The 23,761-nt window shown below is 64.6% G+C and carries 18 protein-coding genes; 11 read left to right on the plus strand and 7 right to left on the minus strand.

Annotated elements, in window-relative coordinates; all coding sequences use genetic code 11:
- Positions 1-33 precede the first annotated feature (33 nt).
- The 3 genes from dnaE (at position 34) to nrdR (ending at position 5,650) form a co-directional block, all read left to right on the plus strand.
- The gene (gene dnaE, locus CXQ89_RS07035; RefSeq protein ID WP_104160769.1) at positions 34-3,570 is read left to right on the plus strand and encodes a DNA polymerase III subunit alpha; all 3,537 of its coding nucleotides are present in this window, start codon (positions 34-36) and stop codon (positions 3,568-3,570) included.
- Positions 3,571-3,610: 40 nt separating this feature from the next.
- Entirely contained in the window at positions 3,611-4,963 is a 1,353-nt protein-coding gene (gene hisD / locus CXQ89_RS07040; protein ID WP_258059946.1) for a histidinol dehydrogenase, read from the plus strand.
- Between the two features lie 201 nt (positions 4,964-5,164).
- A complete protein-coding gene (gene nrdR / locus CXQ89_RS07045) occupies positions 5,165-5,650 on the plus strand; it encodes a transcriptional regulator NrdR (protein ID WP_104102978.1) in 486 nt (161 codons plus the stop codon).
- Positions 5,651-5,787: 137 nt separating this feature from the next.
- Here the strand turns inward: nrdR and ppgK are convergent, their stop codons facing one another.
- On the minus strand, positions 5,788-6,591 hold the full coding sequence (gene ppgK / locus CXQ89_RS07050) for a polyphosphate--glucose phosphotransferase (RefSeq protein ID WP_104054683.1): 804 nt from the start codon (positions 6,589-6,591) through the stop codon (positions 5,788-5,790).
- Between the two features lie 38 nt (positions 6,592-6,629).
- Positions 6,630-7,508, minus strand: coding sequence for a type I methionyl aminopeptidase (map, locus tag CXQ89_RS07055; protein ID WP_104160770.1), 879 nt, complete (start codon positions 7,506-7,508; stop codon positions 6,630-6,632).
- 130 nt (positions 7,509-7,638) lie between these two features.
- Here map and CXQ89_RS18140 point away from each other — a divergent pair, with 130 nt between their 5' ends.
- Positions 7,639-7,815 carry an SPOR domain-containing protein gene (locus CXQ89_RS18140; protein ID WP_146067205.1) on the plus strand — a complete coding sequence of 59 codons (177 nt, stop codon included), beginning with the start codon at positions 7,639-7,641 and terminating at the stop codon, positions 7,813-7,815.
- A 36-nt stretch (positions 7,816-7,851) separates the two neighbouring features.
- Here the strand turns inward: CXQ89_RS18140 and panB are convergent, their stop codons facing one another.
- Positions 7,852-8,739: a 3-methyl-2-oxobutanoate hydroxymethyltransferase gene (gene panB / locus CXQ89_RS07060; protein ID WP_104160771.1), complete on the minus strand. Its 888-nt coding sequence runs from the start codon at positions 8,737-8,739 to the stop codon at positions 7,852-7,854.
- Between the two features lie 196 nt (positions 8,740-8,935).
- On the opposite strand from panB, the gene glnA (CXQ89_RS07065) reads away from it, so the two are divergent.
- The 5 genes from glnA (CXQ89_RS07065) (at position 8,936) to CXQ89_RS07085 (ending at position 17,010) form a co-directional block, all read left to right on the plus strand.
- A complete protein-coding gene (gene glnA, locus CXQ89_RS07065; protein WP_104160772.1) occupies positions 8,936-10,276 on the plus strand; it encodes a type I glutamate--ammonia ligase in 1,341 nt (446 codons plus the stop codon).
- Positions 10,277-10,292: 16 nt separating this feature from the next.
- On the plus strand, positions 10,293-13,310 hold the full coding sequence (locus CXQ89_RS07070) for a bifunctional [glutamine synthetase] adenylyltransferase/[glutamine synthetase]-adenylyl-L-tyrosine phosphorylase (protein ID WP_104160773.1): 3,018 nt from the start codon (positions 10,293-10,295) through the stop codon (positions 13,308-13,310).
- A gap of 134 nt (positions 13,311-13,444) precedes the next feature.
- Positions 13,445-14,914, plus strand: coding sequence for an amino acid ABC transporter substrate-binding protein/permease (locus CXQ89_RS07075; RefSeq protein WP_372434078.1), 1,470 nt, complete (start codon positions 13,445-13,447; stop codon positions 14,912-14,914).
- Positions 14,911-15,639, plus strand: coding sequence for an amino acid ABC transporter ATP-binding protein (locus CXQ89_RS07080; protein ID WP_104054677.1), 729 nt, complete (start codon positions 14,911-14,913; stop codon positions 15,637-15,639). Before CXQ89_RS07075 ends, CXQ89_RS07080 begins: the two co-directional genes overlap by 4 nt.
- Positions 15,640-16,311: 672 nt before the next feature.
- A complete protein-coding gene (locus tag CXQ89_RS07085) occupies positions 16,312-17,010 on the plus strand; it encodes a DUF2510 domain-containing protein (RefSeq protein ID WP_104160774.1) in 699 nt (232 codons plus the stop codon).
- 140 nt (positions 17,011-17,150) lie between these two features.
- Here CXQ89_RS07085 and glnA (CXQ89_RS07090) read toward each other — a convergent pair whose 3' ends face one another.
- Complete coding sequence (glnA, locus tag CXQ89_RS07090; protein ID WP_104054675.1) at positions 17,151-18,575, minus strand: type I glutamate--ammonia ligase; 1,425 nt, start codon at positions 18,573-18,575, stop codon at positions 17,151-17,153.
- Between the two features lie 250 nt (positions 18,576-18,825).
- Here glnA (CXQ89_RS07090) and CXQ89_RS07095 point away from each other — a divergent pair, with 250 nt between their 5' ends.
- Positions 18,826-19,266: an RDD family protein gene (locus CXQ89_RS07095; protein WP_104160775.1), complete on the plus strand. Its 441-nt coding sequence runs from the start codon at positions 18,826-18,828 to the stop codon at positions 19,264-19,266.
- 97 nt (positions 19,267-19,363) lie between these two features.
- On the opposite strand, the gene CXQ89_RS07100 is transcribed toward CXQ89_RS07095, so the two are convergent.
- From CXQ89_RS07100 to lipB, 3 genes are all read right to left on the minus strand, one after another.
- Complete coding sequence (locus CXQ89_RS07100; RefSeq protein ID WP_104054673.1) at positions 19,364-20,116, minus strand: DUF4191 domain-containing protein; 753 nt, start codon at positions 20,114-20,116, stop codon at positions 19,364-19,366.
- A gap of 110 nt (positions 20,117-20,226) precedes the next feature.
- Positions 20,227-21,231: a lipoyl synthase gene (gene lipA / locus CXQ89_RS07105; protein WP_104160776.1), complete on the minus strand. Its 1,005-nt coding sequence runs from the start codon at positions 21,229-21,231 to the stop codon at positions 20,227-20,229.
- Complete coding sequence (gene lipB, locus CXQ89_RS07110; protein WP_104160777.1) at positions 21,228-21,950, minus strand: lipoyl(octanoyl) transferase LipB; 723 nt, start codon at positions 21,948-21,950, stop codon at positions 21,228-21,230. The genes lipA and lipB overlap by 4 nt, the downstream gene beginning before the upstream one ends.
- Before the next feature lie 136 nt (positions 21,951-22,086).
- Here lipB and CXQ89_RS07115 point away from each other — a divergent pair, with 136 nt between their 5' ends.
- Positions 22,087-23,706 carry a protein kinase gene (locus tag CXQ89_RS07115; RefSeq protein ID WP_104160778.1) on the plus strand — a complete coding sequence of 540 codons (1,620 nt, stop codon included), beginning with the start codon at positions 22,087-22,089 and terminating at the stop codon, positions 23,704-23,706.
- Positions 23,707-23,761: the final 55 nt, after the last annotated feature.

The following is a 23,761-nucleotide window of genomic DNA, read 5'->3' on the forward strand; positions in this document are numbered from 1 at the left end:
GGCTGCCGCTTTAACCCGGCCTAGAATGGTTCGGTGGCTTCAGCAACTTCTTCGAAATCGTTTGTCCATCTTCACAACCACACCGAGTACTCCATGTTGGACGGCGCAGCCCGCCTGACGGACCTCTTCAGCCACGCTGAAGAACTCGGCATGAACGCCGTGGCAACCACGGACCACGGATTCGTGTTCGGAGCTTTCGACTTCTGGAACAAGGCACGCAACGCCGGCATCAAGCCCATTGTGGGTGTTGAAGCCTACCTGACGCCGGGAACCGCACGGTCGGACAAAACCCGTGTGAAGTGGGGCGACGGCGGACGCAACGATGTCTCCGGTGCGGGCGCCTACACCCACATGACCATGTGGGCGGAGACCACCGAGGGAATGCACAACCTCTTCCGCATGTCCTCCCTGGCGTCCCTGGAGGGTTTCCTCTACAAGCCCCGCATGGACCGGGACCTGCTGCAGACCTACGGCAAGGGCCTCATCGCCACCACCGGCTGCCCCTCAGGGGAAGTCCAGACCAAACTGCGCCTGGGCCTGTACAAGGAAGCCGTCCAGGCGGCGTCGAATTTCCGGGACATCTTCGGGCCGGAAAACTTCTTCTGCGAGCTGATGGACCACGGCCTGGATATTGAGCGCAACGTTCAGGCCGACCTGATCAAGCTGGCCCGTGAACTGCAGCTGCCGCTGGTGGCCACCAATGACCTGCACTACACGCACGCAGAGGACGCCTCTGCACACGCAGCACTGCTGTGCGTGCAGTCCGGCTCCTCCCTGGCCGACCCCAAGCGTTTCAAGTTCGACGCCGACGAGTTCTACCTGAAATCCCCGGCGGAAATGCGCGCCATTTTCCGCGACTACCCCGAGGCCTGCGACAACACACTGCTCATTGCCGAGCGGTGCGACGTTGAGTTCAACACCAAGGCCAACTACATGCCGCGTTTCCCCTGTCCGGAAGGGGAGAACGAGGAATCCTGGTTCGTCAAGGAAGTGGAAGCGGGCCTGCACCGCCGCTACCCGAACGGAATCAGCGACGACGTCCGCAAACGTGCCGACTATGAGGTGGGCATCATTGCCCAGATGGGTTTCCCGGGCTACTTCCTGGTGGTGGCCGACTTCATCAACTGGGCCAAGGCCAACGGCATCCGCGTGGGTCCGGGCCGAGGTTCCGGTGCCGGTTCCATGGCCGCCTACGCCATGGGGATCACCGACCTGGATCCGCTGCAGCACGGTCTGATCTTTGAGCGGTTCCTGAACCCTGACCGTGTTTCCATGCCTGACTTCGACGTCGACTTCGATGATCGGCGCCGCTCCGAAGTGATCCACTACGTCACCGAGAAGTACGGCGACGAGCGCGTGGCCATGATCGTCACCTACGGCACCATCAAGGCCAAGCAGGCGCTGAAGGACTCCTCCCGTGTCATGGGCTACCCGTTCTCCGTGGGAGAGCGCCTGACCAAGGCCATGCCGCCGGACGTCATGGGCAAGGGCCTGTCCCTGCAGGACGTCCACAACAAGGACGCCAAGCGGTACGGGGAGGCCGAGGAACTGCGCGAACTGCTGCGCACCGATCCCGACTCCCAGCGCGTGTTCGACACCGCCCTGGGACTGGAAGGCCTCAAGCGCCAGTGGGGCGTGCACGCCGCCGGCGTCATCATGTCCTCCGACCCTTTGATCGACATCATTCCGATCATGCGCCGCGAGCAGGACGGCCAGGTCATCACGCAGTTCGATTACCCCACCTGCGAAGGCCTGGGGCTGATCAAGATGGACTTCCTTGGCCTGCGAAACCTGACGATCGTTTCCGACGCCGTGGAGAACATCAAGAACAACCGCGGCGAGGACCTGGTCCTGGAAGACCTGCCGCTGGACCTTAAAGAGGCCTATGACCTCCTGGCCGGCGGCGAGACCCTGGGCGTGTTCCAGCTCGACGGCGGACCCATGCGGTCGCTGCTCAAGAGCATGCGTCCGGACAACTTTGAAGACATTTCCGCCGTCATCGCCCTGTACCGGCCGGGCCCGATGGGTGCCAACTCGCACACCAACTATGCCCTGCGTAAAACGGGGCAGCAGGAAATCACTCCAATCCACCCGGAGCTCGAGGAACCGCTGGCAGAGATCCTGGGCACCACCTACGGCCTGATCGTCTACCAGGAGCAGGTGATGGCCATTGCGCAGAAGGTTGCCGGGTTCAGCCTCGGCCAGGCCGACATCCTGCGCCGCGCCATGGGTAAGAAGAAGAAGTCCGAGCTGGACAAGCAGTACGCCGGCTTCCACCAGGGCATGATTGACCGCGGATATTCGGAGGCAGCCATCAAGGCGCTCTGGGACATCCTTCTGCCCTTCTCCGACTACGCCTTCAACAAGGCCCACTCTGCCGCCTACGGGGTGGTGTCCTACTGGACCGCGTACCTGAAGGCGCAGTACCCGGCCGAGTACATGGCTGCCCTGCTCACCTCGGTGGGTGATGACAAGGACAAGCTCGCCATGTACCTGAACGAGTGCCGCAAGATGGGCATCACGGTGCTGCCGCCGGATGTCAACGAGTCCAGCGTGAACTTCACCCCTGTGGGCAAGGACATCCGCTTCGGCATGGGCGCCATCCGCAACGTGGGCGCCAACGTGGTGCAGTCCATGGTGTCCGCCCGCGAAGAAAAGGGTGCGTTCACCAACTTCAAGGACTTCCTGATGAAGGTCCCTGCAGTGGTCTGCAACAAGCGCACCATTGAGTCGCTGATCAAGGCCGGCGCGTTTGATTCCATGGGCCACGCCCGGCGTCCGCTGGCGATGATCCACGAAGAAGCGATCGATTCCGTCGTCGTGCTCAAGCGCAACGAAGCCGTGGGCCAGTTTGACCTCTTTGCCGCCATCGCGGACCAGGAGCCGGAGGACTCGATCAGCATCGAGATTCCGGACCTGCCTGAGTGGGAGAAAAAGGACAAGCTTTCCTTCGAACGGGACATGCTGGGCCTGTACGTGTCCGACCACCCGCTGCAGGGTCTTGAGGGCATCCTCAGCCAGCACGCCGATTCTTCCATCACCAACATTGTGGGCGAGGAAGGTCCGCCCGACGGAGCGATCGTCACCATTGCCGGGATGATTACCTCACTGCAGCGCAGGATCGCCAAGAACAGCGGCAACGCCTACGCCCGCTGTGAGATTGAGGACCTGGCCGGCTCCATGGAGGTCATGTTCTTTGGCCAGGTGTACGGCCCGATTGCCGCTGTGCTCGCCGAGGACCTGATTGTGGTGGTCCGCGGCAGGCTCCAGCGGCGCGACGACGGCGCCGTGACCCTGAACGCCCAGGAGCTTACGGTTCCGGACCTGAGCGAGGGCCACTCCGGCCCGGTGGTGATTTCCATGGCCACCTACAAGGCCACGGAAACCGTGGTCACGCAGCTCGGTGACGTACTCCGGACCCACCCGGGAACGTCGGAGGTGCAGATCCGGCTCAACGGGTCACGGACGGTGGAAGTCATGAAGCTGGGGGTTGACCTGCGGGTGAACCCCACGCCGTCCCTGTTCGGCGACTTGAAGGTGCTGCTGGGCCCAACCTGTCTGGACGTGTAGCAAAGCGGCAGCGGGGCCGGTGGGGCAGTAGAATGAACCCGTGACTTCTTCCAGCCCCGCAGCCGTCAGCACGTCCTTCCGAACCCTTGACCTGCGCGGCCGGCATCTGTCGACCGCGGCACTGAAACAGGCGATGCCGCGTGCGGAGACCACCACAGACGTGGCCTCCGACGCCGTCGCCGCCATCATTGCCGACGTCCGCTCCCGCGGTTACGACGCGCTGAGCGAGCTGGCAGCCCGGTTTGACCGCGTGGAGCAGCACCGTCCGCTGGTTCCCCGCGCGGCGCTGAAGGAGGCCCTGCAGCAACTGGACCCTCAGGTCCGTGCTGCGCTGGAGGAATCCATCCGCCGCGCCCGGCTGTTTGCCGACGCCCAGCGTCCCCGGAACACCGACCTGCAGATTGGGCCCGGTGCCAACGTGGCCCAGAAATGGATTCCGGTCCGCCGCGTGGGCCTGTACGTGCCCGGCGGCCTTGCCGTTTACCCGTCCTCGGTGATCATGAACGTTGTCCCCGCCCAGGCTGCCGGCGTCTCTTCGCTGGCTCTGGCTTCTCCGCCTCAGCCGGCCTTCGGCGGCCTGCCGCACCCCACCATCCTGGCAGCGGCAGAGCTGCTGGGTATTGAAGAGGTGTACGCCATGGGCGGCGCCCAGGCCATTGCTGCCTTCGCCTACGGTGTTCCCGCCGCGGGGGACAACCCCGAGCTGGAACCGGTGGATGTGGTCACCGGACCAGGCAACGTCTACGTGGCCACCGCCAAGCGCCTGGTCAAGGGCGTCGTGGGAATCGACGCAGAAGCCGGGCCCACCGAGATTGCCATCCTGGCCGATGCCGGGGCAGACGCCCGTCTGGTGGCCGCGGACCTGATCAGCCAGGCCGAGCACGACCCGAACGCCGCCTCGGTGCTCGTCACCGACTCCGCTGAGCTGGAGCAGCGGGTTCGGGAAGAACTGGACCGTCAGATAGCGGCGACCCGCCACCGCGAGCGTGTCGCCACCGCACTGTCCGGTCCCCAGTCCGGGACCATCCTGGTGGACAACCTGGAGCAGGGCATCGAGGTCTGCAACGCCTACGGAGCCGAGCACCTGGAAATCCAGACGGCCAACGCGGAAGAAGCAGCGGCGCGCATCACCAGCGCCGGCGCCGTCTTTGTTGGCAGCTACAGCCCGGTCAGCTTGGGCGACTACTGCTCCGGCTCCAACCATGTGCTGCCCACGGCGGGCACTGCTGCCTTCTCTTCCGGCCTGAATGTGACCACCTTCATGCGCGCGATCCAGGTCATCAACTATGACCGGGCTGCCCTGGCGGAAGTGAGCGGGCACGTGGTCGCTCTCTCCCGTGCAGAGGACCTGCCCGCGCACGGCGACGCCGTATCCGTGCGGTTTTCTTCCTGAGGCTGCGCCGACGCAGACGCCGAACCACCATATGTAGTGCAGATGGGTACTACATATGGTGACGAGCAGTTGGTGATGGGCCGTTCCGGACCCTAGAATGAGTGCGCAGCCGGCGCCGTGCCGGTTTGTACGAGTTCCTTCCGGGGCTTGGCGGCAACAAGCTGCCGTCCCGGACCCTGGACCCCAGCGAAAGGACACCGGATGTACTGTCCGTTCTGCCGCAACGCTGATTCCCGCGTCGTTGACAGCCGCCTGGCCGAGGACGGCTCGGCGATCCGCCGCCGCCGCCAGTGCCCGGAGTGCGGCCGCAGGTTCAGCACTGTGGAGACCACCAGCCTGAGCGTTATCAAACGGTCCGGTGTTGGGGAGCCGTTCAGCCGCGGGAAGGTGATCAACGGCGTGCGCAAGGCGTGCCAGGGCCGGCCCGTGAGCGAAGATGACCTGGCCATGCTTGCGCAGGAGGTGGAGGAATCCATCCGCGCCAGCGGCGTGGCTGAAATTGATGCCCATGAGGTGGGCCTGGCCATTCTCAAACCTCTGCAGAAACTGGATCAGGTGGCCTACCTGCGTTTCGCAAGCGTCTATCAGGCCTTCGAATCGCTGGAGGACTTTGAGGCCGCCATCGCTGTGCTGCGCCAGGATTCCCTGCACGGTTCGTCCGCTCCGGCAGGCTCCCGGGGCCGCTGACCACGCTAAGTCGATTTTTCTCCGCACGCGGACCAGAAGCGGCCAAAAAAGGGCGGCAGCAGGATAATCCTGCTGCCGCCTCTCTTATGGGCCGCCGCGGCTGTCCGGCGCCCGGCCCAGCTGATCCCGGCCAGTATCTACTTAATGAATTTGAAGTGCAGGGCAGCCTGCAGTGCAGCGCCCACAATGCCGGCGTTGTTCTTGAGGTTGGCCGTGACCAGCGGGGTGCGGAGGTTCAGCAGCGGCAGGAAGTCCTCGCTGCGCTTGGAGATGCCGCCGCCCACCACAAAGAGGTCCGGCGAAAACAGGAACTCCACATGGGAGAAGTACCGCTGCAGACGCTGCGCGTATTCCTCCCAGCTGATGCCGTCGCGTTCCCGCGCCGAGGCTGAGGCCTTGGACTCGGCGTCGTGCCCGTCAATTTCCAGATGACCGAGTTCGGCGTTGGGAACCAGCATGCCCTTGTAGATCAGCGCCGAACCAATACCGGTGCCGAGGGTGATCACCAGGACTGTGCCGTCCACCTCTCGGCCGGCGCCGTAGCGGGCCTCCGCCAGGCCTGCCGCGTCGGCGTCGTTCATCACCTGGACGTCGCGGCCCAGCGCCTTGGTGAGCAGCGTGTCCACATCCGTATCAATCCAGCTGTTGTCCACATTGGCCGCGGACCGGGCAATACCGTGGGAAATGATGGCCGGGAACGTGACACCCACGGGGACGTCGGGTCCGGGGCCGCCCTTCCGGGAGGACAGTTCTTCGACAATCTGCGCCACGACGCCGGCTACCGCTTCGGGGGTGGCAGGCTGCGGGGTGGGAATGCGGTAACGGTCACCAATCAGCTTGCCCTTGGCCAGGTCGACGATGCCGCCCTTGATGCCAGTGCCCCCGATATCAATTCCAATGACGGCGTCGACATGCTTGTCGGACTTGTGCTTCTTGGCCATGGGTTCTCCAGTAGTAGTTCTCAGCTCGGACTAACAGGTCAGGGAAGGGTCAGAACTTCGGCGCCGGAGTCCGTCACGAGCAGCGTGTGCTCAAACTGGGCGGTGCGTTTGCGGTCCTTGGTAAGGACGGTCCAGTTGTCATCCCACATGTCCCACTCAATGGTGCCGAGAGTGAGCATAGGTTCAATCGTAAACACCATTCCCGGTTCGATCAGCCTGCTGTAGGCGGGCGCGGCGTCGTAATGGGGAATGATCAGGCCGGTGTGGAAGGCTTCACCGACGCCGTGGCCGGTGAAGTCACGGACAACACCGTAACCGAAACGCTTGGCGTAGGACTCGATGGTGCGGCCGATGACGTTGATTTCCCGTCCCGGCATGACGGCCTTGATGGCCCGGCGGAGGGATTCCTGCGTGCGCTCCACCAGCAGCCGGGACTCTTCATCCACGTCTCCCACGAGGAAGGTCCAGTTAGTGTCCCCGTGCACGCCGTTGATGTACGCGGTGATGTCGATGTTGATGATGTCGCCGTCTTCCAGCACCGTAGTGTCCGGGATGCCGTGGCAGATGACCTCGTTGACGGAGGAGCACAGCGACTTGGGGAAGCCGCGGTAGCCCAGCGTGGACGGGTAGGCATGGTGGTCCACGAGGAATTCATGGCCTACGCGGTCCAGCTCGTCCGTGGTGACGCCGGGGGCGATGTGCCTGCCCACTTCCACGATGGCTTGGGCGGCAATTTTTGAGGCCGCCCGGATCTTTTCGATGATTTCAGGGCTCTTGACCTCTGAACCGGTGAAGGGCGTGGGAGCTTCCCTGTCCACGTATTCCGGTCGCGGAATCGAGGCGGGAACCGGACGCCGTCGGCTCACGATTCCCGGGGTGAGATGGCCAAGGGGTGCAGTGGCAACTGTGTGGGGCATACCATCGATCTTATCGCCGCACGGCTGTGCCGCGGCACGCCGTCCCCTCGGCCGGAGCTCCGGAACGTCTTTATGAGCACGGAGCAAAAGTTCTGGGAAGAAAACGCACCACGTTCAAGGAGATCCGACCATGACCGAATACTGGTTCAACGTTGTCACGCACGAGGTTGAAAAGGGCCCCCAGTCCGACTGGACGAAACTGCTCGGCCCGTACAAAACAGAGGAAGAGGCGCAGTCAGCTCTTCTGAAGGTGCAGCAGCGCAACGAAGCCTGGGACAAAGAGGACGAAGAAAACCGCAGCTGGTAGCGGCTCCCGCCGCGGGCGGGCCAAGAACCGCACCGGCTAAAAGCTGTGCTCCGGGCCGGGAAAGGTTCCGCTGCGCACTTCATCCGCATAGCTCCGGGCAGCGGCTGCCAGTACTGAGCGGACGTCCGCGAACGCCTTGACGAACCGCGGCTGCTTGCCGCTGCGCAGGCCTGCCATGTCCTGCCAGACAAGAACCTGTCCGGTGGTGGCGTTGCCGGCGCCGATGCCGATGGTGGGAACCGCGACGGCGGCATCCACCTCGGCAGCGACATCGGCCGGCACCATTTCCATCAGGACACAGAAGGCGCCCGCTTCGGCCAGGGCGGCGGCGTCGTCGAGCACTGTGTGCCGGGCGTTCCCGCGCCCCTGTACCCGGTAGCCGCCCAGGGCATGCTCACTCTGCGGCGTGAAGCCCACGTGGGCCATGACGGGGATCCCTGCCGCCGCCAGGGCCCGGACGTGCGGTGCGTAAGCCGCCCCGCCCTCCAGCTTGACGGCGTGCACCAACCCCTCCTTGAGCAGCCGTATCGAAGATTCCACGGCCTGTGCGGGGGAGACCTCGTAGGAGCCGAAGGGCAGGTCGCAGACCACCAGGGCACGGATGGCTCCCGCCGTGACGGAGCGGGCGAACACGAGCATCTCATCCAGTGTGATGGGCAGCGTGGTGGCGTGGCCCATGACATTGTTGGCGGCCGAATCACCCACCAGCAGCACCTCGATGCCGGCCTCGTCAAAGATGGCGGCGGTGTACTGGTCGTAAGCGGTGAGCATCGCAAAGTGCTCCCCGGAGTCCTTGAACTGCTGCAGGTGCGGGATGCGGATCCGGCGGGGCACGGACGGGTTCGCAGGATCCCCGGGAGTGCCGGAAACCCGCGGGCTCCCGGGATCCGGCGCGTACGGAGCGGACTCTTGCGCATCGGTCATGACCCGAGCGTACTAAACACGCACGGCGTTGCCGCCGTTCTCCCGAAAGCCGCCGGCCTCCGCCGTAACGCAGGGTCCCCTTCAGGGCCTGCGGCGGCAAAAGGCCCGAGGATGGGTAGAGTGAACCCAGGCTTGTAATACTGGGACGGCACCGGAGGATCCGGGCCGTCCCACCGTCTGAAGAAAGAGGGTAGGGATGAACCGCCAGCAGGAATTCGTTTTGCGCACCATTGAAGAGCGAGACGTCCGGTTTGTGCGGTTGTGGTTCACCGATGTTGTGGGCACGCTGAAGTCCGTGGCCCTGGCCCCGGCCGAAGTCGAAGGCGCGTTTGAAGAGGGTCTGGGGTTCGACGGGTCCTCCATTGAGGGACTGGCACGCGTTTTTGAATCAGACATGCTGGCCCAGCCGGATCCGTCCACCTTCCAGATCCTTCCCTGGCGCGGAGACTCCGAGCAGACCTCGCGCATGTTCTGCGACATCCTCACCCCCGACGGCCAGCCCTCGGCGGCGGATCCCCGCAACGTGCTCAAGCGGCAGCTCGCCAAGGCCGCGGACATGGGCTTCACCTGCTACACGCACCCCGAGATTGAGTTCTACCTGCTGAAGTCCGATGAGCTCGGGCCCGACGGCGAACCCGTCCCCGTAGACCGCGCCGGCTACTTTGACCACGTGCCCGGCGGCGTGGCCCAGGACTTCCGCCGCACCGCGGTGTCCATGCTGGAAGCCGTAGGCATCTCGGTGGAGTTCAGCCACCACGAGGCCGGCCCCGGCCAAAACGAGATTGACCTGCGGTACGCGGATGCCCTGCAGACGGCAGACAACATCATGACGTTCCGCACCGTGGTCAAGGAAGTGGCCCTGACCACCAGCTGCTACGCCACGTTCATGCCCAAGCCGTTCTCGGATCATCCGGGTTCCGGCATGCACACGCACCTGTCCCTGTTCGAGGGCGACACCAACGCGTTCTTCGAAGCTGGCGCCGAGTACCAGCTGTCCCGCACCGCCCGCCAGTTCATTGCCGGCATCCTGCGGCACGCACCGGAATTCACTGCCGTCACGAACCAGTTCGTGAATTCCTACAAGCGCCTGTGGGGCGGCGGGGAGGCACCCAGCTACGTGTCCTGGGGCCACAACAACCGTTCCGCGCTGGTCCGGGTGCCGCTGTACAAGCCGGGCAAGGGCCAGTCCGCGCGGATTGAATACCGCGGCATCGACTCCGCAGCCAACCCGTACCTGTCCTACGCCGTCCTGCTCGGTGCCGGGCTCAAGGGCATCGAAGAAGGCTACGAGCTTCCCGCCGGTGCCGAGGATGACATTGAGAGCCTCTCGGCTGCCGAACGCCGCGCCATGGGCCTGGATCCGCTGCCGGCATCCCTGCATGACGCCGTCCGGGCCATGGAAGAGTCTGAACTGGTGGCGGAGATCCTCGGTGAGCAGGTCTTTGAGAACTTCCTGCGCAACAAGCGTGCCGAATGGAACGAGTACCGCCAGCACGTCACCCAGTTTGAGCTGAAGAAGAACCTGGGCATTCTCTAGAGATGGAGGTCCTCGCGTGAGTCTCACCCGCCGGCTGATCGCCGCAGGCTTCAGCGACCTGGACAAAAGCAGCCGTTTCCTGCAGGCTCCCGAGCTGGAGGGGCTTGATGAGCAGGCGCTGTTTACCGGGTTCCTGCAGGCCGCGGATCCGGATATGGCGCTGCAGTCGCTGGTCCGGCTGCTGGACCGCGTTCCCTCGCTGCGGGAGCTGGTTGAGGCGGGCGAACAGGAAAGCGAAGCCCTCTTCAGGCTCCTGGGTGCTTCAGAGGCGCTGGGAGAGTTCCTGATGCGCCACCCTGAGGCAGCGGACAGCCTGCGGGCTCCGCTGCGTGCCGAACCCGCGGAGGTGCCCGGGGACATCCTGCGGACTTCGCTGCTGGAATCCGTCAAGGCCGGTACCGGGACTGCACCGGTGGCCGGACTGACGGGAACGGAAGCCTACGTTGCCCTGCGGACCAGATACCGCAGGCACCTGCTGGACCTTGCCGTGCGGGACCTTGGCTCCGCCTCGCCCACCGACGTGCTGCCCGCCGTCGGACGCGAGCTCGCAGACCTTGCGGGTGCCGCTCTGGAGGCGGCGCTGGCTGTCTCGCGTGCCGAGCTGGCCACCAGCTACCCGGCAGAGGACATTTCCCGGGTGCGCCTTGCCGTCATCGCCATGGGCAAAGCCGGTGCGCGGGAGCTCAACTACATCTCCGACGTCGATGTCATCTACGTGATGGAGGCTCCGGGGCTGGATGAGACGCTCGCGTCGCGGATAGGAACCGCTCTGGCGGCCGGGATCTCCCGTGCCATTAACGCCTCCGCCCCCGAGCCGGGACTGTGGGAAGTGGACACCAATCTGCGGCCCGAGGGCAAGGACGGGCCCCTGGTCCGCACCCTCGATTCACACCTGAGTTACTACTCGCGCTGGGCGCACACCTGGGAGTTCCAGGCGCTGCTCAAGGCCCGTGCCGCGGCAGGGGACCCGGACCTCGGCCGCCGGTATGAGGAGGCAGTGGCGCCGCTGATCTGGTCCAGCACCGAGCGCGAGGGCTTCGTGGAAGCCGTGCAGGCGATGCGCCGCCGGGTCACCGACAACATTCCCGCCCACGAAGAAGCCCGGCAGCTGAAGCTGGGCAGCGGCGGTCTGCGCGACGTCGAATTCACCGTCCAGCTCCTCCAGCTGGTCCACGGGCGGACCGATGAAACCCTGCGCGTCCGCAGTACGACGGCGGCCATCGCGGCGCTGAGCGAGGGCGGCTACATCGGACGCACCGATGCCGTGGACCTGGATGCCGCCTACCGGTACCTGCGCGTGCTCGAACACAGGATCCAGTTGGTGCACATGCGGCGCACGCATCTGATGCCGGAGTCCGAAGCGGCCCTGCGGGCACTGGCCAAGGCCGCCAGCGGATCGCTGGCCGCGGGGCGTCCCACGGCGGAACGGCTCACCGAGACCTGGCAGCGCACCAAGCGGCTGGTGCGCCGTCTCCACGAGAGCATCTTCTACCGGCCGCTGCTGAACACGGCATCGAACCTCAGCGCGGACGAGGTACGGCTTACGCCGACAGCCGCGCAGGCCAGGCTGGCTGCCCTGGGCTATGCGGACCCCAAGGGGGCCATGCGGCACATCGAGGCGCTGACCACCGGCATCAGCCGCCGTGCTGCCCTGCAGCGCCAGCTCCTGCCCGTGCTGCTGGGCTGGCTCGCCGACGGGGTGGATCCCGACGCCGGCCTGCTGGGCTTCCGGCGCCTCAGCGAATCGCTGGGAGAGACCCACTGGTACCTGGGAATGCTGCGCGACTCGTCAGCCGCGGGGGAGCGGCTGTGCTCCATCCTGTCCTCCAGCAGGTTCATCACCGATTTGCTGGAGGTCTCGCCGGAGGCCACGGCCTGGCTGGACACTGATAAATTCCTGGTCCCAATGACCTTCGACGCGCAATGGCAGGAAATCCGGTCGAAGATGTCCCGCCATCCCAAACCGCAGGAGGCCATGCGGCTGATCCGGCTGATCCGCCGGCGCGAGATGCTGCGGATTGCGCTTGCCGACAGCGCATGCCTGCTTACCCAGGAAGAGGTGGGCCAGGCGCTCGCTGACGCGGACCGGGCTGCGGTCCTGGGGGCACTGCACGTTGCCGAAGGCGCAGTGCTGGAGCAGGAGGAGAAGCTCACCGACATGCTGGTGGTGGCCATGGGCAGGCAGGGCGGGCGGGAAATCGGCTACGGATCCGATGCAGATGTCCTGTACGTCCACCGGGCACTGCCCGGCGCGGATCCCGGGGCTGCACAGTCCCAGGCCGAGCGCATTGTCGGGCAGCTCTCGGCCCTGCTGCAGCAGCCGTGCACGCCTGCCATCCTGGCAGAGAAAGTGCTGGTCCTGGATGCCGGCCTGCGCCCGGAAGGACGCAACGGGCCGCTGGTCCGCAGCCTGGGGTCCTACCGCGAGTACTACAGCCGCTGGTCGCTGATCTGGGAAGCGCAGGCACTGCTGCGGGCCCGGCCCATGGCCGGCAGCGACGACCTCGCCGCCGACTTCATCGACCTGATCGATCCGATCCGCTATTCGGCGGGTGTCAGTGAGCACGACATTGTGGAAATCCGGCGCATCAAAGCGCGCGTGGAAAACGAACGCCTGCCGCGCGGTGCCGATCCCTCGCGGCAGCTCAAGCTCGGCCGCGGGGCGCTCAGCGACGTCGAGTGGCTGGTGCAGCTGCTGCAGCTTGAACACGCCGGCACCCATCCTGAACTGCGCACCACATCCACGCTCCCGGCACTGGATGCCATTGCTGCGGCGGGTCTGATTCCCGAGGCGGACACAGCGATCCTCCGTGAAGCCTGGCTGCTGGCCAGCAGGATCCGCAGCGCCAATGTCATCAGGGGCGGACGTTACCCCGACGTGTTGCCTTCCTCACGCCAGGAACTGGAAGCTGTTGCCCGCTGGTGCGGTTACGGGGCGGGACAGGGCGGCGTTCTGGAGGAGGATTACCTGCGGATCACGCGCCGATCAAGGGCAGTTTTTGAGCGCTGGTTCTACGGCTACAGCACGCACTGACACCTGCTTCGACGGCGGGCGAATCCCGGCCCGCCCCACTCCCGGTTAGTTCCTGAGCTCCCCGCTGGGTAGGCTCTATGAGGCATTATCGGCATTTCTGTGCCGATTCGGAACATCTAGGAGACGTTTTCACCTTGCAAACCGGCACACGGGCCCGTCGAGGCCCGGCTAAGCTCGCCGCCCCGTTCATAGCGGCGACCGCGGCCATCGCACTGCTCCTTGGCGTCCCCGCAACCGCGGCCTACGCCGCTGAGGACCCCAAGACCGTCGAGGGCGAAAGCTTCTCCGTCGGCACGGACACCACTTTCGCGCCCTTTGAGTTCCGCCAGGACGGCGAACTCGTGGGCATCGACATGGACCTGCTCAACTCGATCGCCGAGGAAGAGGGCTTCACCGTCGACATCCGCTCCCTCGGGTTTGATGCGGCGCTCCAGGCGCTGCAGTCCAACCAGGTGGACGGTGTCATTGCCGGCATGTCCATCACCGAGGAACGCCAGAAGACTTTCGACTTCTCCGACCCGTACTTCGAGTCCGGCATCCAGATGGCCGTCGCCGAGAACAACAATGAGATTACCGGCTACGAAGATCTCGCCGGAAAGCGTGTGGCGGTCAAGACTGGCACCGAGGGCCAGACCTTCGCGGAGTCCATCAAGGACCAGTACGGTTTCACCGTGGTGGCCTTTGCCCAGTCCGCGCAAATGTACGACGACGTCAAGTCCGGCGGCTCCGTGGCCGTCTTCGACGACTACCCCGTGCTCGCCTACGGCATCAAGTCCGGCAACGGTCTCAAGACCGTCACGGACAAGGAAGTTGGGTCCTCCTACGGCTTTGCCGTGAACAAGGGCACCAATCCCGAACTGCTGGCGGCATTCAACTCCGGCCTGGCCGAGCTGAAGGACAGCGGCGAATACGACGAGATCCTGGACCGCTACCTCGAAGCAGGTGCTGAAGACTCCAGTTTCTGGTCCCTGGTAACGGACAACGCTCCGGCCTTTGCCAAGGGCCTGGGGCTGACGCTGCTCGCCACCGCGCTGTCCCTGGTCTTCGCTCTGGTGCTCGGCGTGCTCTTCGGCTTCTTCAAGGTCAGCCACAACGTGATCCTGCGCGGCATAGCCACCACCTACGTGAGCATCTTCCGCGGCACCCCCGTCCTGGTGCAGGCGTTCTTCTTCTACTTCGGCCTGCCGCAGCTGATCGGACAGCCGGTGGACGTGCTGACCGCCGGCGTGCTGACGCTGTCGCTGAACGCGGGTGCCTACATGACGGAAATCGTGCGCGGCGGCATCCAGTCAGTGGATCCGGGCCAGATGGAAGCTGCACGCAGCTTGGGCCTCGGCTACGGAAAGACGATGCAGAAGGTCATCATCCCGCAGGCCGTGAAGATTATGACGCCCTCCTTCATCAACCAATTCGTCATCACCCTGAAGGACACATCGCTGCTGGCGGTTATCGGCTTTGCCGAACTCACGTACCAGGCCCAGCAGATCTACGCCGTGAACTTCCGCACCGCCGAGGTGCTGCTGATCGTGGGCGCCCTGTACTTCATCGTCATCACGCTGCTGACCAAGCTGGCGGATGTACTGGATAAGAGGTTTAACAAGTGAGCAAGATCGTCACCCGCGGACTGCGCAAGTCCTACGGCACCAACGAGGTTCTCAAAGGCCTCGACGTCACCGTTACCGAAGGCGAGGTGGTCTGCGTTATCGGCCCCTCCGGCTCCGGAAAGTCCACCTTCCTGCGCTGCCTGAACAAGCTGGAAGACATCACTGCCGGTGAGGTGGAGGTCAACGGGGTCAGCATCACCGATCCCAAGGTTGACCTGAACAAGGTCCGCCAGAACATCGGCATGGTGTTCCAGCACTTCAACCTGTTCCCGCACATGAGCGTGCTGCAGAATGTCATGCTGGCGCCGCTGGAGCTGAAGAAGGGTTCCAAGGCCGAGGTGCGGGCCAACGCCCTGCGCCTGCTGGACCAGGTGGGTCTGGCGGACAAGGCCGATGCCCGCCCCGCGCAGCTCTCGGGCGGCCAAAAACAGCGTGTAGCGATTGCACGGGCACTGGCGATGGCTCCGGACATCATGCTTTTCGACGAAGCCACCTCCGCCCTTGACCCCGAGATGGTGGGCGAGGTGCTGCAGGTCATCCGCGACCTCGCCAAGGCCGGCATGACCATGGTGGTGGTAACCCACGAAATGGGCTTCGCCCGCGAAGTGGCGGACCGGGTGATCTTCATGGCGGACGGTCACATCGTGGAAGAAGGCGACCCCGAGACGTTCTTCTCCTCACCCAAGCATCCCCGGCTGCAGGATTTCCTGGCCAAGGTGCTCTGACTCACCCCGGCGGCGCTGCATCGGCTGCGCCACCCTAACGACGGCGGCTGTCCCCCTGAGCGGGGGGCGGCCGCCGTCGTCGTTTGGTCTCCAGGCAGTGAGCAGACCCACGTTGAGGAAGTTCCGAAAGGCTCCTAGTCTTAAGGAAGCAGGGATTGCGGCGCATCGGGGTTTTCCCGAAAGACGCCGCCCTGCACTGCAGCGGCCGCGCTGTACGTCAAAGACTGCACTGCAGCAGCCGCACTGCCTTCCCGGCAGGAGCAGTATCCGCATTCCCCATTACGGCGCAGAGACGCCGCATGCGTGCGCTTGCATGCCAGCCGGAAGGCAGCCGCTCGCCTAAGGAATGCAACACCAATCGATTGGAGAATCCATCCATGCTGAAGCATGTCGCCAAGACCCGTCGCAGGACAAATCCATCAGTAACCGCACAAGTGGCAGCCATTGTCCTTGGCTGCGCTCTCGTGGCCGGAGGCGTTTCAGCGGCTGAGATCAGCATGCTGAACAGCTCTGGCGCTAATACTTCCGTCAGTACCGGATTTACGCCCTGACCTGCAGCGGCGCTCGATCTGCCGGCTGAAAGCGGCTACCGCGCACGGTCGGTTACGGTAGAACCGACAACACAGGTCCGCGTGACCGCAATGCCTGCCGCCGAACCACCAGGAGATCCGCATGACAACACCACTGCCCGGCTGGTACCAAGATCCGGCTCATCCCGGAGAGCAGAGATGGTGGGACGGCAGGGAGTGGAGCACTTATACCTTGCCGCTGGCAGATGGCACGGATCCTGTGCCCGCCGAACCGGGCAGCGGCGAACACGCAAGCAGCGAAGAGAGGCCGGGGGTGTCTGAGCCTCGGGAGACCGGGATTGCGCACGGCGAGCAGCAGGAAGACCCCGCTATGAAAACCCGTCCGGACTTTACCCGGACCCACGCACCCCTGCCGTCTTACCCTGAGCCAGGCCAGCCGCAGGGTTACCCCGCATACCAGCAAGACAATCCGGCCTACCAGCCCGCCGGCCAGGGATACCACGGCGGCAGTTCCGGGGAACCGCCATCGGGATACCCCGGCTACCAGGGTTTTCCCGGCTATCCTCCGCCTGCACGCCGAACGAACGCACTGGCCCTGACTGGGTTTATTTTGGGCTTCGTGGCCATGTTCTTCTTTTGGATCCCGTTCCTCGGCACTCTCATCGCCCTTTCAGCCGGCGCGTTCTCTGCCATTGGGCTCTCCAACCAGGGCCCGGACCATGCGCCGGCCTACAAGGTATTCGGGATCATAGGGTTGATCTTTGGAATCCTCTTTACCGTCATCACCGTGCTGTTGCTGGCACTCATCTTCTCTTCGGTAGACGCGGCATCGATGTACTAGTGCGCACCCGGTGAAACAGACAAACAATATAGACAAGAGAGTCCGCGTCCTGCTGATACAGCAGGACGCGGACTCTCTTTAGTGCTCCATCAGCTCCGGCTGCAGCCGCCGAAGGTTAGCGACGCTGCCGGAGCTAGGGATTAGCAGCCGTAGTAGAGCTCGAACTCGTAAGGGTTCGGGCGCAGCAGCAGCGGCTGGATTTCGTTTTCGCGCTTGTATGCGATCCAGGTGTCAATCAAGTCCTGGGTAAACACGCCGCCGGCCTGGAGGAACTCGTTGTCGTTCTCCAACGCATCGAGTGCCTCTTCCAGCGAACCCGGTGCCAGCTGGATGCCGCGGGCCTCTTCGGGGGGAAGCTCGTAGAGATCCTTGTCGATCGGGTCAGCGGGCTCGATGCGGTTCTTGATGCCGTCCAGGCCTGCCATCAGCTGTGCGGCGAAGGCCAGGTACGGGTTGGAGGAAGGGTCCGGAGCGCGGAACTCAAGGCGCTTGGCCTTCGGGTTGGAACCGGTGATCGGGATCCGGATACCGGCCGAGCGGTTGCCCTGCGAGTACACCATGTTGACCGGAGCTTCGAAGCCCTTGACCAGGCGGCGGTAGGAGTTTACCGTCGGGTTGGTGAAGGCCAGGACGGCGGAAGCGTGCTTGAGCAGGCCGCCGATGTACCAGCGGGCGACGTCGGACAGACCGGCGTAGCCCTTCTCGTCGTAGAACAGCGGCGTGGAGCCGTTCCACAGGGACTGGTGGCAGTGCATGCCCGAACCGTTGTCACCGAAGACCGGCTTCGGCATAAAGGTGGCGGACTTGCCCCAGGCATCGGCGACGTTCTTGACGATGTACTTGAACTTCAGCAGGTCATCGGCCGCGTGCGTCATGGTGGTGAACTTGTAGTTGATCTCGGCCTGGCCGGCACCGCCAACCTCATGGTGGGCGCGCTCAACCTCAAGGCCGGCGTTGTCCAGCTCCACGCAGATGGCGTCGCGCAGGTCAGCCTGCTTGTCCACGGGAGCCACGGGGAAGTAGCCGCCCTTGAACGGGGTCTTGTTGCCAAGGTTTCCGCCGGCTTCTTCGCGGCCGCTGTTCCACGGTGCCTCGATGGAGTCGACCTTGTAGAAGCTGCCCTGCGGGGAGGACTCGTACTGGACGTTGTCGAAGATGTAGAACTCGGCTTCGGAACCGAAGTAGGCCGTGTCGGCAATGCCGGTGGAGGCCAGGTAGGCCTCAGCGCGCTCGGCTACGCCGCGCGGGTCGCGGTGGTACGGCTCGCCGGTGCGGGGATTGACGATGGAGAAGTTCAGCGCCAGGGTCTTCTCGATGCGGAACGGATCCAGGAACGCGGTGGTCACGTCGGGAATCAGCTGCATGTCGGATTCGGCGATGCCCTGGAACCCGCGGATGGAAGACCCGTCGAAGAGCTGGCCGTTGATGAAGAAGTCGGCATCTACGGACTTCGCCGGTACGTTGAAGTGCTGCTGCACTCCGGGGAGGTCGGTGAATCGGATGTCGACGAACTTCACATCTTCGTCAGCGATGAACTTGAGGACTTCGTCCGCAGTTTTGAACATCGGTACTTTGCTCCTTATACACAATTGGGTGGATGACTCCGGACTGCACATCCTGACCTGCAGCAGGCTGGAAACGGGATCGCTGTCAACTGCTTAGAACTCTAGGGCCAACTAATTTCTCATCCGTGACGGCCGTGTTTCAGCCAAGTTACGCAAACCGAAGTCTCCCCTCCACCCTAGCGTGTACGGAACTGACGCGGGCATTTGCCACCCGGGCCGGCGCAACACACAGTCCGGGTAGTCTTAAACGGTGGTTGATAGAAGAAGTTTAGGTTCGTGGCTTGAAGGGCCTCCCTCCGACGAGAATTCCTGGCCGGGCAAGCGGCTGGGGCGGCCAAAGACCGGTCCCGGCAGCATCGCGCGCGTGGGCCCGCGGCTGGGCGCAATCATTATTGACTGGGCTATTGCCTCGGTCATTGGTTATGCGTTTTTTGGCGGCTCCTCCACCGCCATCCTCGCCATTTTCGCCGTGGAACAGATCGTGCTCGTGTCACTGCTGGGATACGGCATTGGGCACCGCGCGTTCAGCCTGCAGGTCCAGAAGCTGGACGGCCGGCCCGCAGGCCCGCTGGCCGCCGTCGTGCGCACGCTGTTGCTGTGCGTGGTGATTCCGGCCGTTGTCTTCGATGAGGACCAGCGCGGCCTGCACGACCGCGCCATGGGAACCGTCCTTGTGAAGGTCAAGCACTAGCGAAACCGTCCCACCCGCTGATTTGTTTGCTTTCCGTCAACAATGAAGGGCCCCTCCAGAGGAGGGGCCCTTCATTTGTTTGGTGTTGTGGAGGCCTTTACCGTCCGCGTGAAGCTTTGCGGTCCGGACGGGCCTTGTACGGGTCAATGCCCTTGGGGATCGGCAGGCGCGTTCCCAGGGCCGCCAGGCGCTTGTTGACGGCCTGGACTTCCTGCTTGGTCAGCGCCTTGGGCAGTTTCTTGGCCTTCTTTGCGACCTGTGACAGCGGGGTGAGGTTCTCTCCCTTGCCGGTCTGGATGACATGCACGGGTACGTTCGGCGCGATGCGGTTCATACGGCGGCGTTCGCCGTCGGCCAGTGCCTTTGCGCGGCCCGGTGCGCCCTCGGTCACCAGGACGATGCCCGGGCGTCCGATGGCACGGAAGACGGCTTCCTGGCTGCGCGGGTTCACGGCAACGGGCTGCTCTTCCAGGATCCAGCCGCGGCGCAGGATGCTGAGGGCGGCGCCGGACGCTCCCGGCTGACCCTCAATTTGGGTGAAGGCTGCGCGTTCGGCGCGGCGGGACAGGATGAATACAGCGGCCAGCAGGCCCAGGGGGACCGCGATGATAAGCATCGTGATCCAGTTGTCGATCAGCAGCCCGATCAGCAGCCCGACGGCGATGATGCCCAGGAACGCACCTGCCATCACCCACACCAGGTTGGGGTCGTTGCGCCGCGTCATCTTGAAGACGTCGGCGATCTGCTTCATGCGGCCCGGGCCTTTTTTCTTCTTTTCCGCTTTGGGCTTGCGGGAGAAGAGGCCGCGGCGGGCGCTCTTGGGTGCGTCGGAATCTGTGCTGTTGGCCATAGTGGTTCAATTCTACGTGATATCCGTATCCGCTCCGTGCCGTGAAACAGTGCGAAAGCGTAACTCCGGCGGTTTGGGCGGTGCCGGTTCGCGCCGGGCGGACAGAGCGGTCAGCCGCGCGCGAGAATGGTGGACGCTTCCTGGAGGGTGGAGCCTGAATCCTCGATATGTGCCAGCTGAGGGGGCAGGTCAAGCCCTTTCCTGCGCATAGCGCCCGCCCAGAGCCGTCCCGCCCGGTAAGAGGAACGGACAAGGGGTCCGCTCATCACGCCCAGGAAACCCAGTTCCGTGGCTTCGTCGCTGAGCTCGACAAACTCCTGCGGCTTCACCCACCGGTCCACCGGAAGGTGGCGCTCACTGGGGCGCAGGTACTGGGTGATCGTGATCAGGTCGCAACCGGCGTCGCGCAGATCCCGGAGGGCGCCGGAAAGCTCCTCGCGTGTTTCACCCATCCCCAGGATCAGGTTGGACTTGGTGACCATGCCCAGCTTCTGTCCCTGCGTGATGACGTCAAGCGAACGCTCGTAGCGGAAGGCCGGCCGGATGCGCTTGAAGAGCCGCGGCACGGTTTCCACGTTGTGGGCAAAGACCTCGGGGCGGGCAGCGCAGATTGCCTCGATGTGCTCGGGTTTGCCGGAAAAGTCCGGAATCAGGATTTCGACGCCGGTGCCCGGGTTCAGTTCGTGGATCTTCCGGATGGTTTCTGCATAGAGCCAGACACCCTCATCCTCGAGGTCGTCGCGGGCCACGCCGGTGACCGTGGCGTAGCGCAGGTTCATCTTCTGCACCGAACGGGCAACTTTGGTGGGCTCGAAAAGGTCCACTGCTGAGGGTTTGCCGGTGTCGATTTGGCAGAAGTCGCAGCGGCGGGTGCATTCAGAGCCGCCAATCAGGAAGGTGGCCTCCTTGTCCTCCCAGCATTCGAAAATGTTGGGGCAGCCGGCCTCCTCGCAGACGGTGTGGAGGCCTTCCTTCTTGACCTGTTCCTTCAGGTGCACGTACTCGGGGCCAATGGCCACTTTGGCCTTGATCCAATCCGGCTTGCGTTCCACGGGCACGGCTACGTTGCGCTGTTCGATGCGCAGCAGGCGGCGTCCTTCGGGGGCGAGGGTCATAGGAGGGATCCTTTCAGCCGGCCCGGCGCGGTGGCGCCCGGTTCCGGAGAGATGGTGTCCGTGACCCGAACAGGATGTTCGCGGACAAGATGGTCCCTGCGGCGAAGGAGTTCTTCCTCCACCCGGGACACCAGATCGGCAGGCGTGACAACTTGGCCGGTCTCGGCCGAGATGGAAGTGGTTCCCGCGTCCGTGATTCCGCAGGCCACGATCTGCGCGTAGGGGGCCAGATCGTTGCTGCAGTTCAGTGAGAAGCCGTGCATTGTGACGCCGTGGTTGACCCGGATGCCGATTGCGGCGATCTTCCGGTCGGGGCCGCCGTCGCGCACCCACACGCCGGAGCGCCCGGCGACCCGTTCGCCGCGGATCCCGTAGTCGGCGAGGACGGCGATGAGTGCGTCCTCCAGCGTGGCCACATAGTCTGCGACCTTGCTGGGATCGGGCAGCCGAAGGATGGGGTATCCCACCAGCTGGCCCGGGCCGTGCCAGGTAAGCTTGCCGCCGCGGTCCACGGGGATCACCGGTGTTCCGTCAAAGGGCCGTTCATGGTCCTCAGTCCGTTTGCCGGCTGTGTACACGGGGGAATGCTCCAGCAGCAACACCGTGTCCGGTGCCGAGCCGGCCAGAACACGCTCATGCAGGACACGTTGCCGGTCCCAACCATCCAGGTAATCCACGTAATCCGGGGCAAGGCCGATGCGCAGGAACTCCAAAGCCATGGGGACAGCCTAGACTGCCGCGGCAGAAGTTCCGACTATGGCGTTGATCACACCTTGGAAGAGGGTGTGATCCCGTGCCTGGAACAGCTGTGGATAACTTCTGCACGATGCGGCGGTTCGGACTACAACAGAGTGCATGGAGTTCAATGAACCGGCTGGTCCAGCCCGCCCGCCGGAAGTCGATGAGGGGTACCGGGCCGGGCAGCTGCTCGGCTCGGGCGCCACGGCCCGGGTATGGGCCGTGGCGAGGGAGGGCGACGGCGCCCGCTTTGCGCTGAAGATTCCCGCTGCCGCACCGGGTGGTCCCGGAACCACCTTTGAAACCCGGCGGGAGCTGAACATCCTGTCCCGTTTTGAGCATGAAAACCTGCTGCGCGTCCACACCGTCCTGGATACGGATCAGGGACCGGGGCTGCTGATGGAGTGGGCCCAGGGAGGTTCCCTTGGCCGGGTGCTGCAGGCCCGGGGCACTCTCCAGCCGGGAGAGGCCGTGACGGTGCTGGTGGGGGTGGCGTCAGTGCTGGCTTATCTTCATACCCTGAACGTCTGTCACGGTGAGGTTTCGCCCAACAACATCCTTTTCACTTCCAGCGGTAAACCCCTGTTGGCCGATCTCGGGACCGCGGCCCTGCTCGGAACCGGGCGGGTATCAGCGGCGTCGCAGGAGGGTGACGTCCTGGCCCTCGCCTCGGTGGGATGGCTCATCCTGACGGGACGGGCGCTGCCCCCGGCTGAACGACGCCTGCCGCTGTCCGTTCTGGTTCCTGAAATCCCGGCAGCGCTCGCTGAGGTTATTGATGCCGGGCTGCAGGAGGAAACGGGGCTTCGGCCTGACGCTGCTGAGTTTGCCCGCCGGGTGTTTGAATCGATGCCCGCCGAGCCGTTGAACCTGGCCCTGGCGAAGGCTCCCGGCCCCGCTGGCGGATTACCCACGCGCCGATCCCGGCTGGAGCGGGGAAGAGCCGCCGGGGGTTTGCGGAGGCGGGTCCGGCGGGCAAACCCGGGGCAGGCGCACCGGGAGGGCGCCCTCCCGGAACACCGGGAGGAGGAACACCGGCCAAACCGGGTGCTGCTGGGGGCAGCTGCCGTGCTCGTGGCAGCAACCATGGGACTGGGAGCTGTGGCGGTAGCCGCGCCGGAAATCCTGCAGGGCGCGGCGTCAGGGGAACCCGAAACCGCGCCGCCTGCGTCGGGTGCCGCCCCCGTCAATGACGCGGACAAAGGAGCAGACCCGGATATCGGTTCGGGAGCAAACACACCCGCTCCGACGGGCACCGACGACGGATCGGGGACGGAACCGGGCGAACCCGCCGAACAGTTGTCGCTGGCCCGGACAACGGATCCGGAGCTTCAGCTCATGGTCAACGGCAGCGATCCCGTGGCAGCGGCGCGTGCCCTCGCCGAATTGAGGGCACGCGCGTTCACCGCAGTCGACGCGGAGTTGCTCACGGACATCAACGTGCCGCGCTCGCCGGCCATGCAAGCGGATCAGGCGGAAATCTCCAAACTCGAGGCCTCCGGCACAGTGTTCTCCGGACTGGCGGTCGAGATTGTGTCCGCGGGACCGGCCGTACCGGGGCAGGAAGGGAAGGTCAGCCTACGGGCCGCCGTCTCCACTTCTGCCTATGCGGAGCGTGACGCACGCGGGGCAATGGTCCGGAACGTGGCGGCAATATCCAACCAAGACGTTGTCCTGGTCATGGTGCGGACCGCAGACGGCTGGCGCATCGAGGACATTCTGGCGCCGCCCGCCTGAGCCGTAGCTATCATCGGTGCCGCCGGTGCCGCCGGTGCCGCCGGTGCCGTCCTCA

The sequence above is a fragment of the Arthrobacter sp. ZGTC212 genome (assembly GCF_002929255.1).
GTDB lineage: Bacteria > Actinomycetota > Actinomycetes > Actinomycetales > Micrococcaceae > Arthrobacter_B > Arthrobacter_B sunyaminii.

Bases quoted from the DNA above. Each gene is read 5' to 3' on its own strand.
- nrdR (WP_104102978.1), top strand. From the start codon at position 5,165: ATGTACTGTCCGTTCTGCCGCAACGCTGATTCCCGCGTCGTTGACAGC.
- ppgK (WP_104054683.1), bottom strand. From the start codon at position 6,591: ATGGCCAAGAAGCACAAGTCCGACAAGCATGTCGACGCCGTCATTGGA.
- map (WP_104160770.1), bottom strand. From the start codon at position 7,508: ATGCCCCACACAGTTGCCACTGCACCCCTTGGCCATCTCACCCCGGGA.
- CXQ89_RS18140 (WP_146067205.1), top strand. From the start codon at position 7,639: ATGACCGAATACTGGTTCAACGTTGTCACGCACGAGGTTGAAAAGGGC.
- panB (WP_104160771.1), bottom strand. From the start codon at position 8,739: ATGACCGATGCGCAAGAGTCCGCTCCGTACGCGCCGGATCCCGGGAGC.
- glnA (WP_104160772.1), top strand. From the start codon at position 8,936: ATGAACCGCCAGCAGGAATTCGTTTTGCGCACCATTGAAGAGCGAGAC.
- CXQ89_RS07085 (WP_104160774.1), top strand. From the start codon at position 16,312: ATGACAACACCACTGCCCGGCTGGTACCAAGATCCGGCTCATCCCGGA.
- glnA (WP_104054675.1), bottom strand. From the start codon at position 18,575: ATGTTCAAAACTGCGGACGAAGTCCTCAAGTTCATCGCTGACGAAGAT.
- CXQ89_RS07100 (WP_104054673.1), bottom strand. From the start codon at position 20,116: ATGGCCAACAGCACAGATTCCGACGCACCCAAGAGCGCCCGCCGCGGC.
- lipA (WP_104160776.1), bottom strand. From the start codon at position 21,231: ATGACCCTCGCCCCCGAAGGACGCCGCCTGCTGCGCATCGAACAGCGC.
- lipB (WP_104160777.1), bottom strand. From the start codon at position 21,950: ATGGCTTTGGAGTTCCTGCGCATCGGCCTTGCCCCGGATTACGTGGAT.
- CXQ89_RS07115 (WP_104160778.1), top strand. From the start codon at position 22,087: ATGGAGTTCAATGAACCGGCTGGTCCAGCCCGCCCGCCGGAAGTCGAT.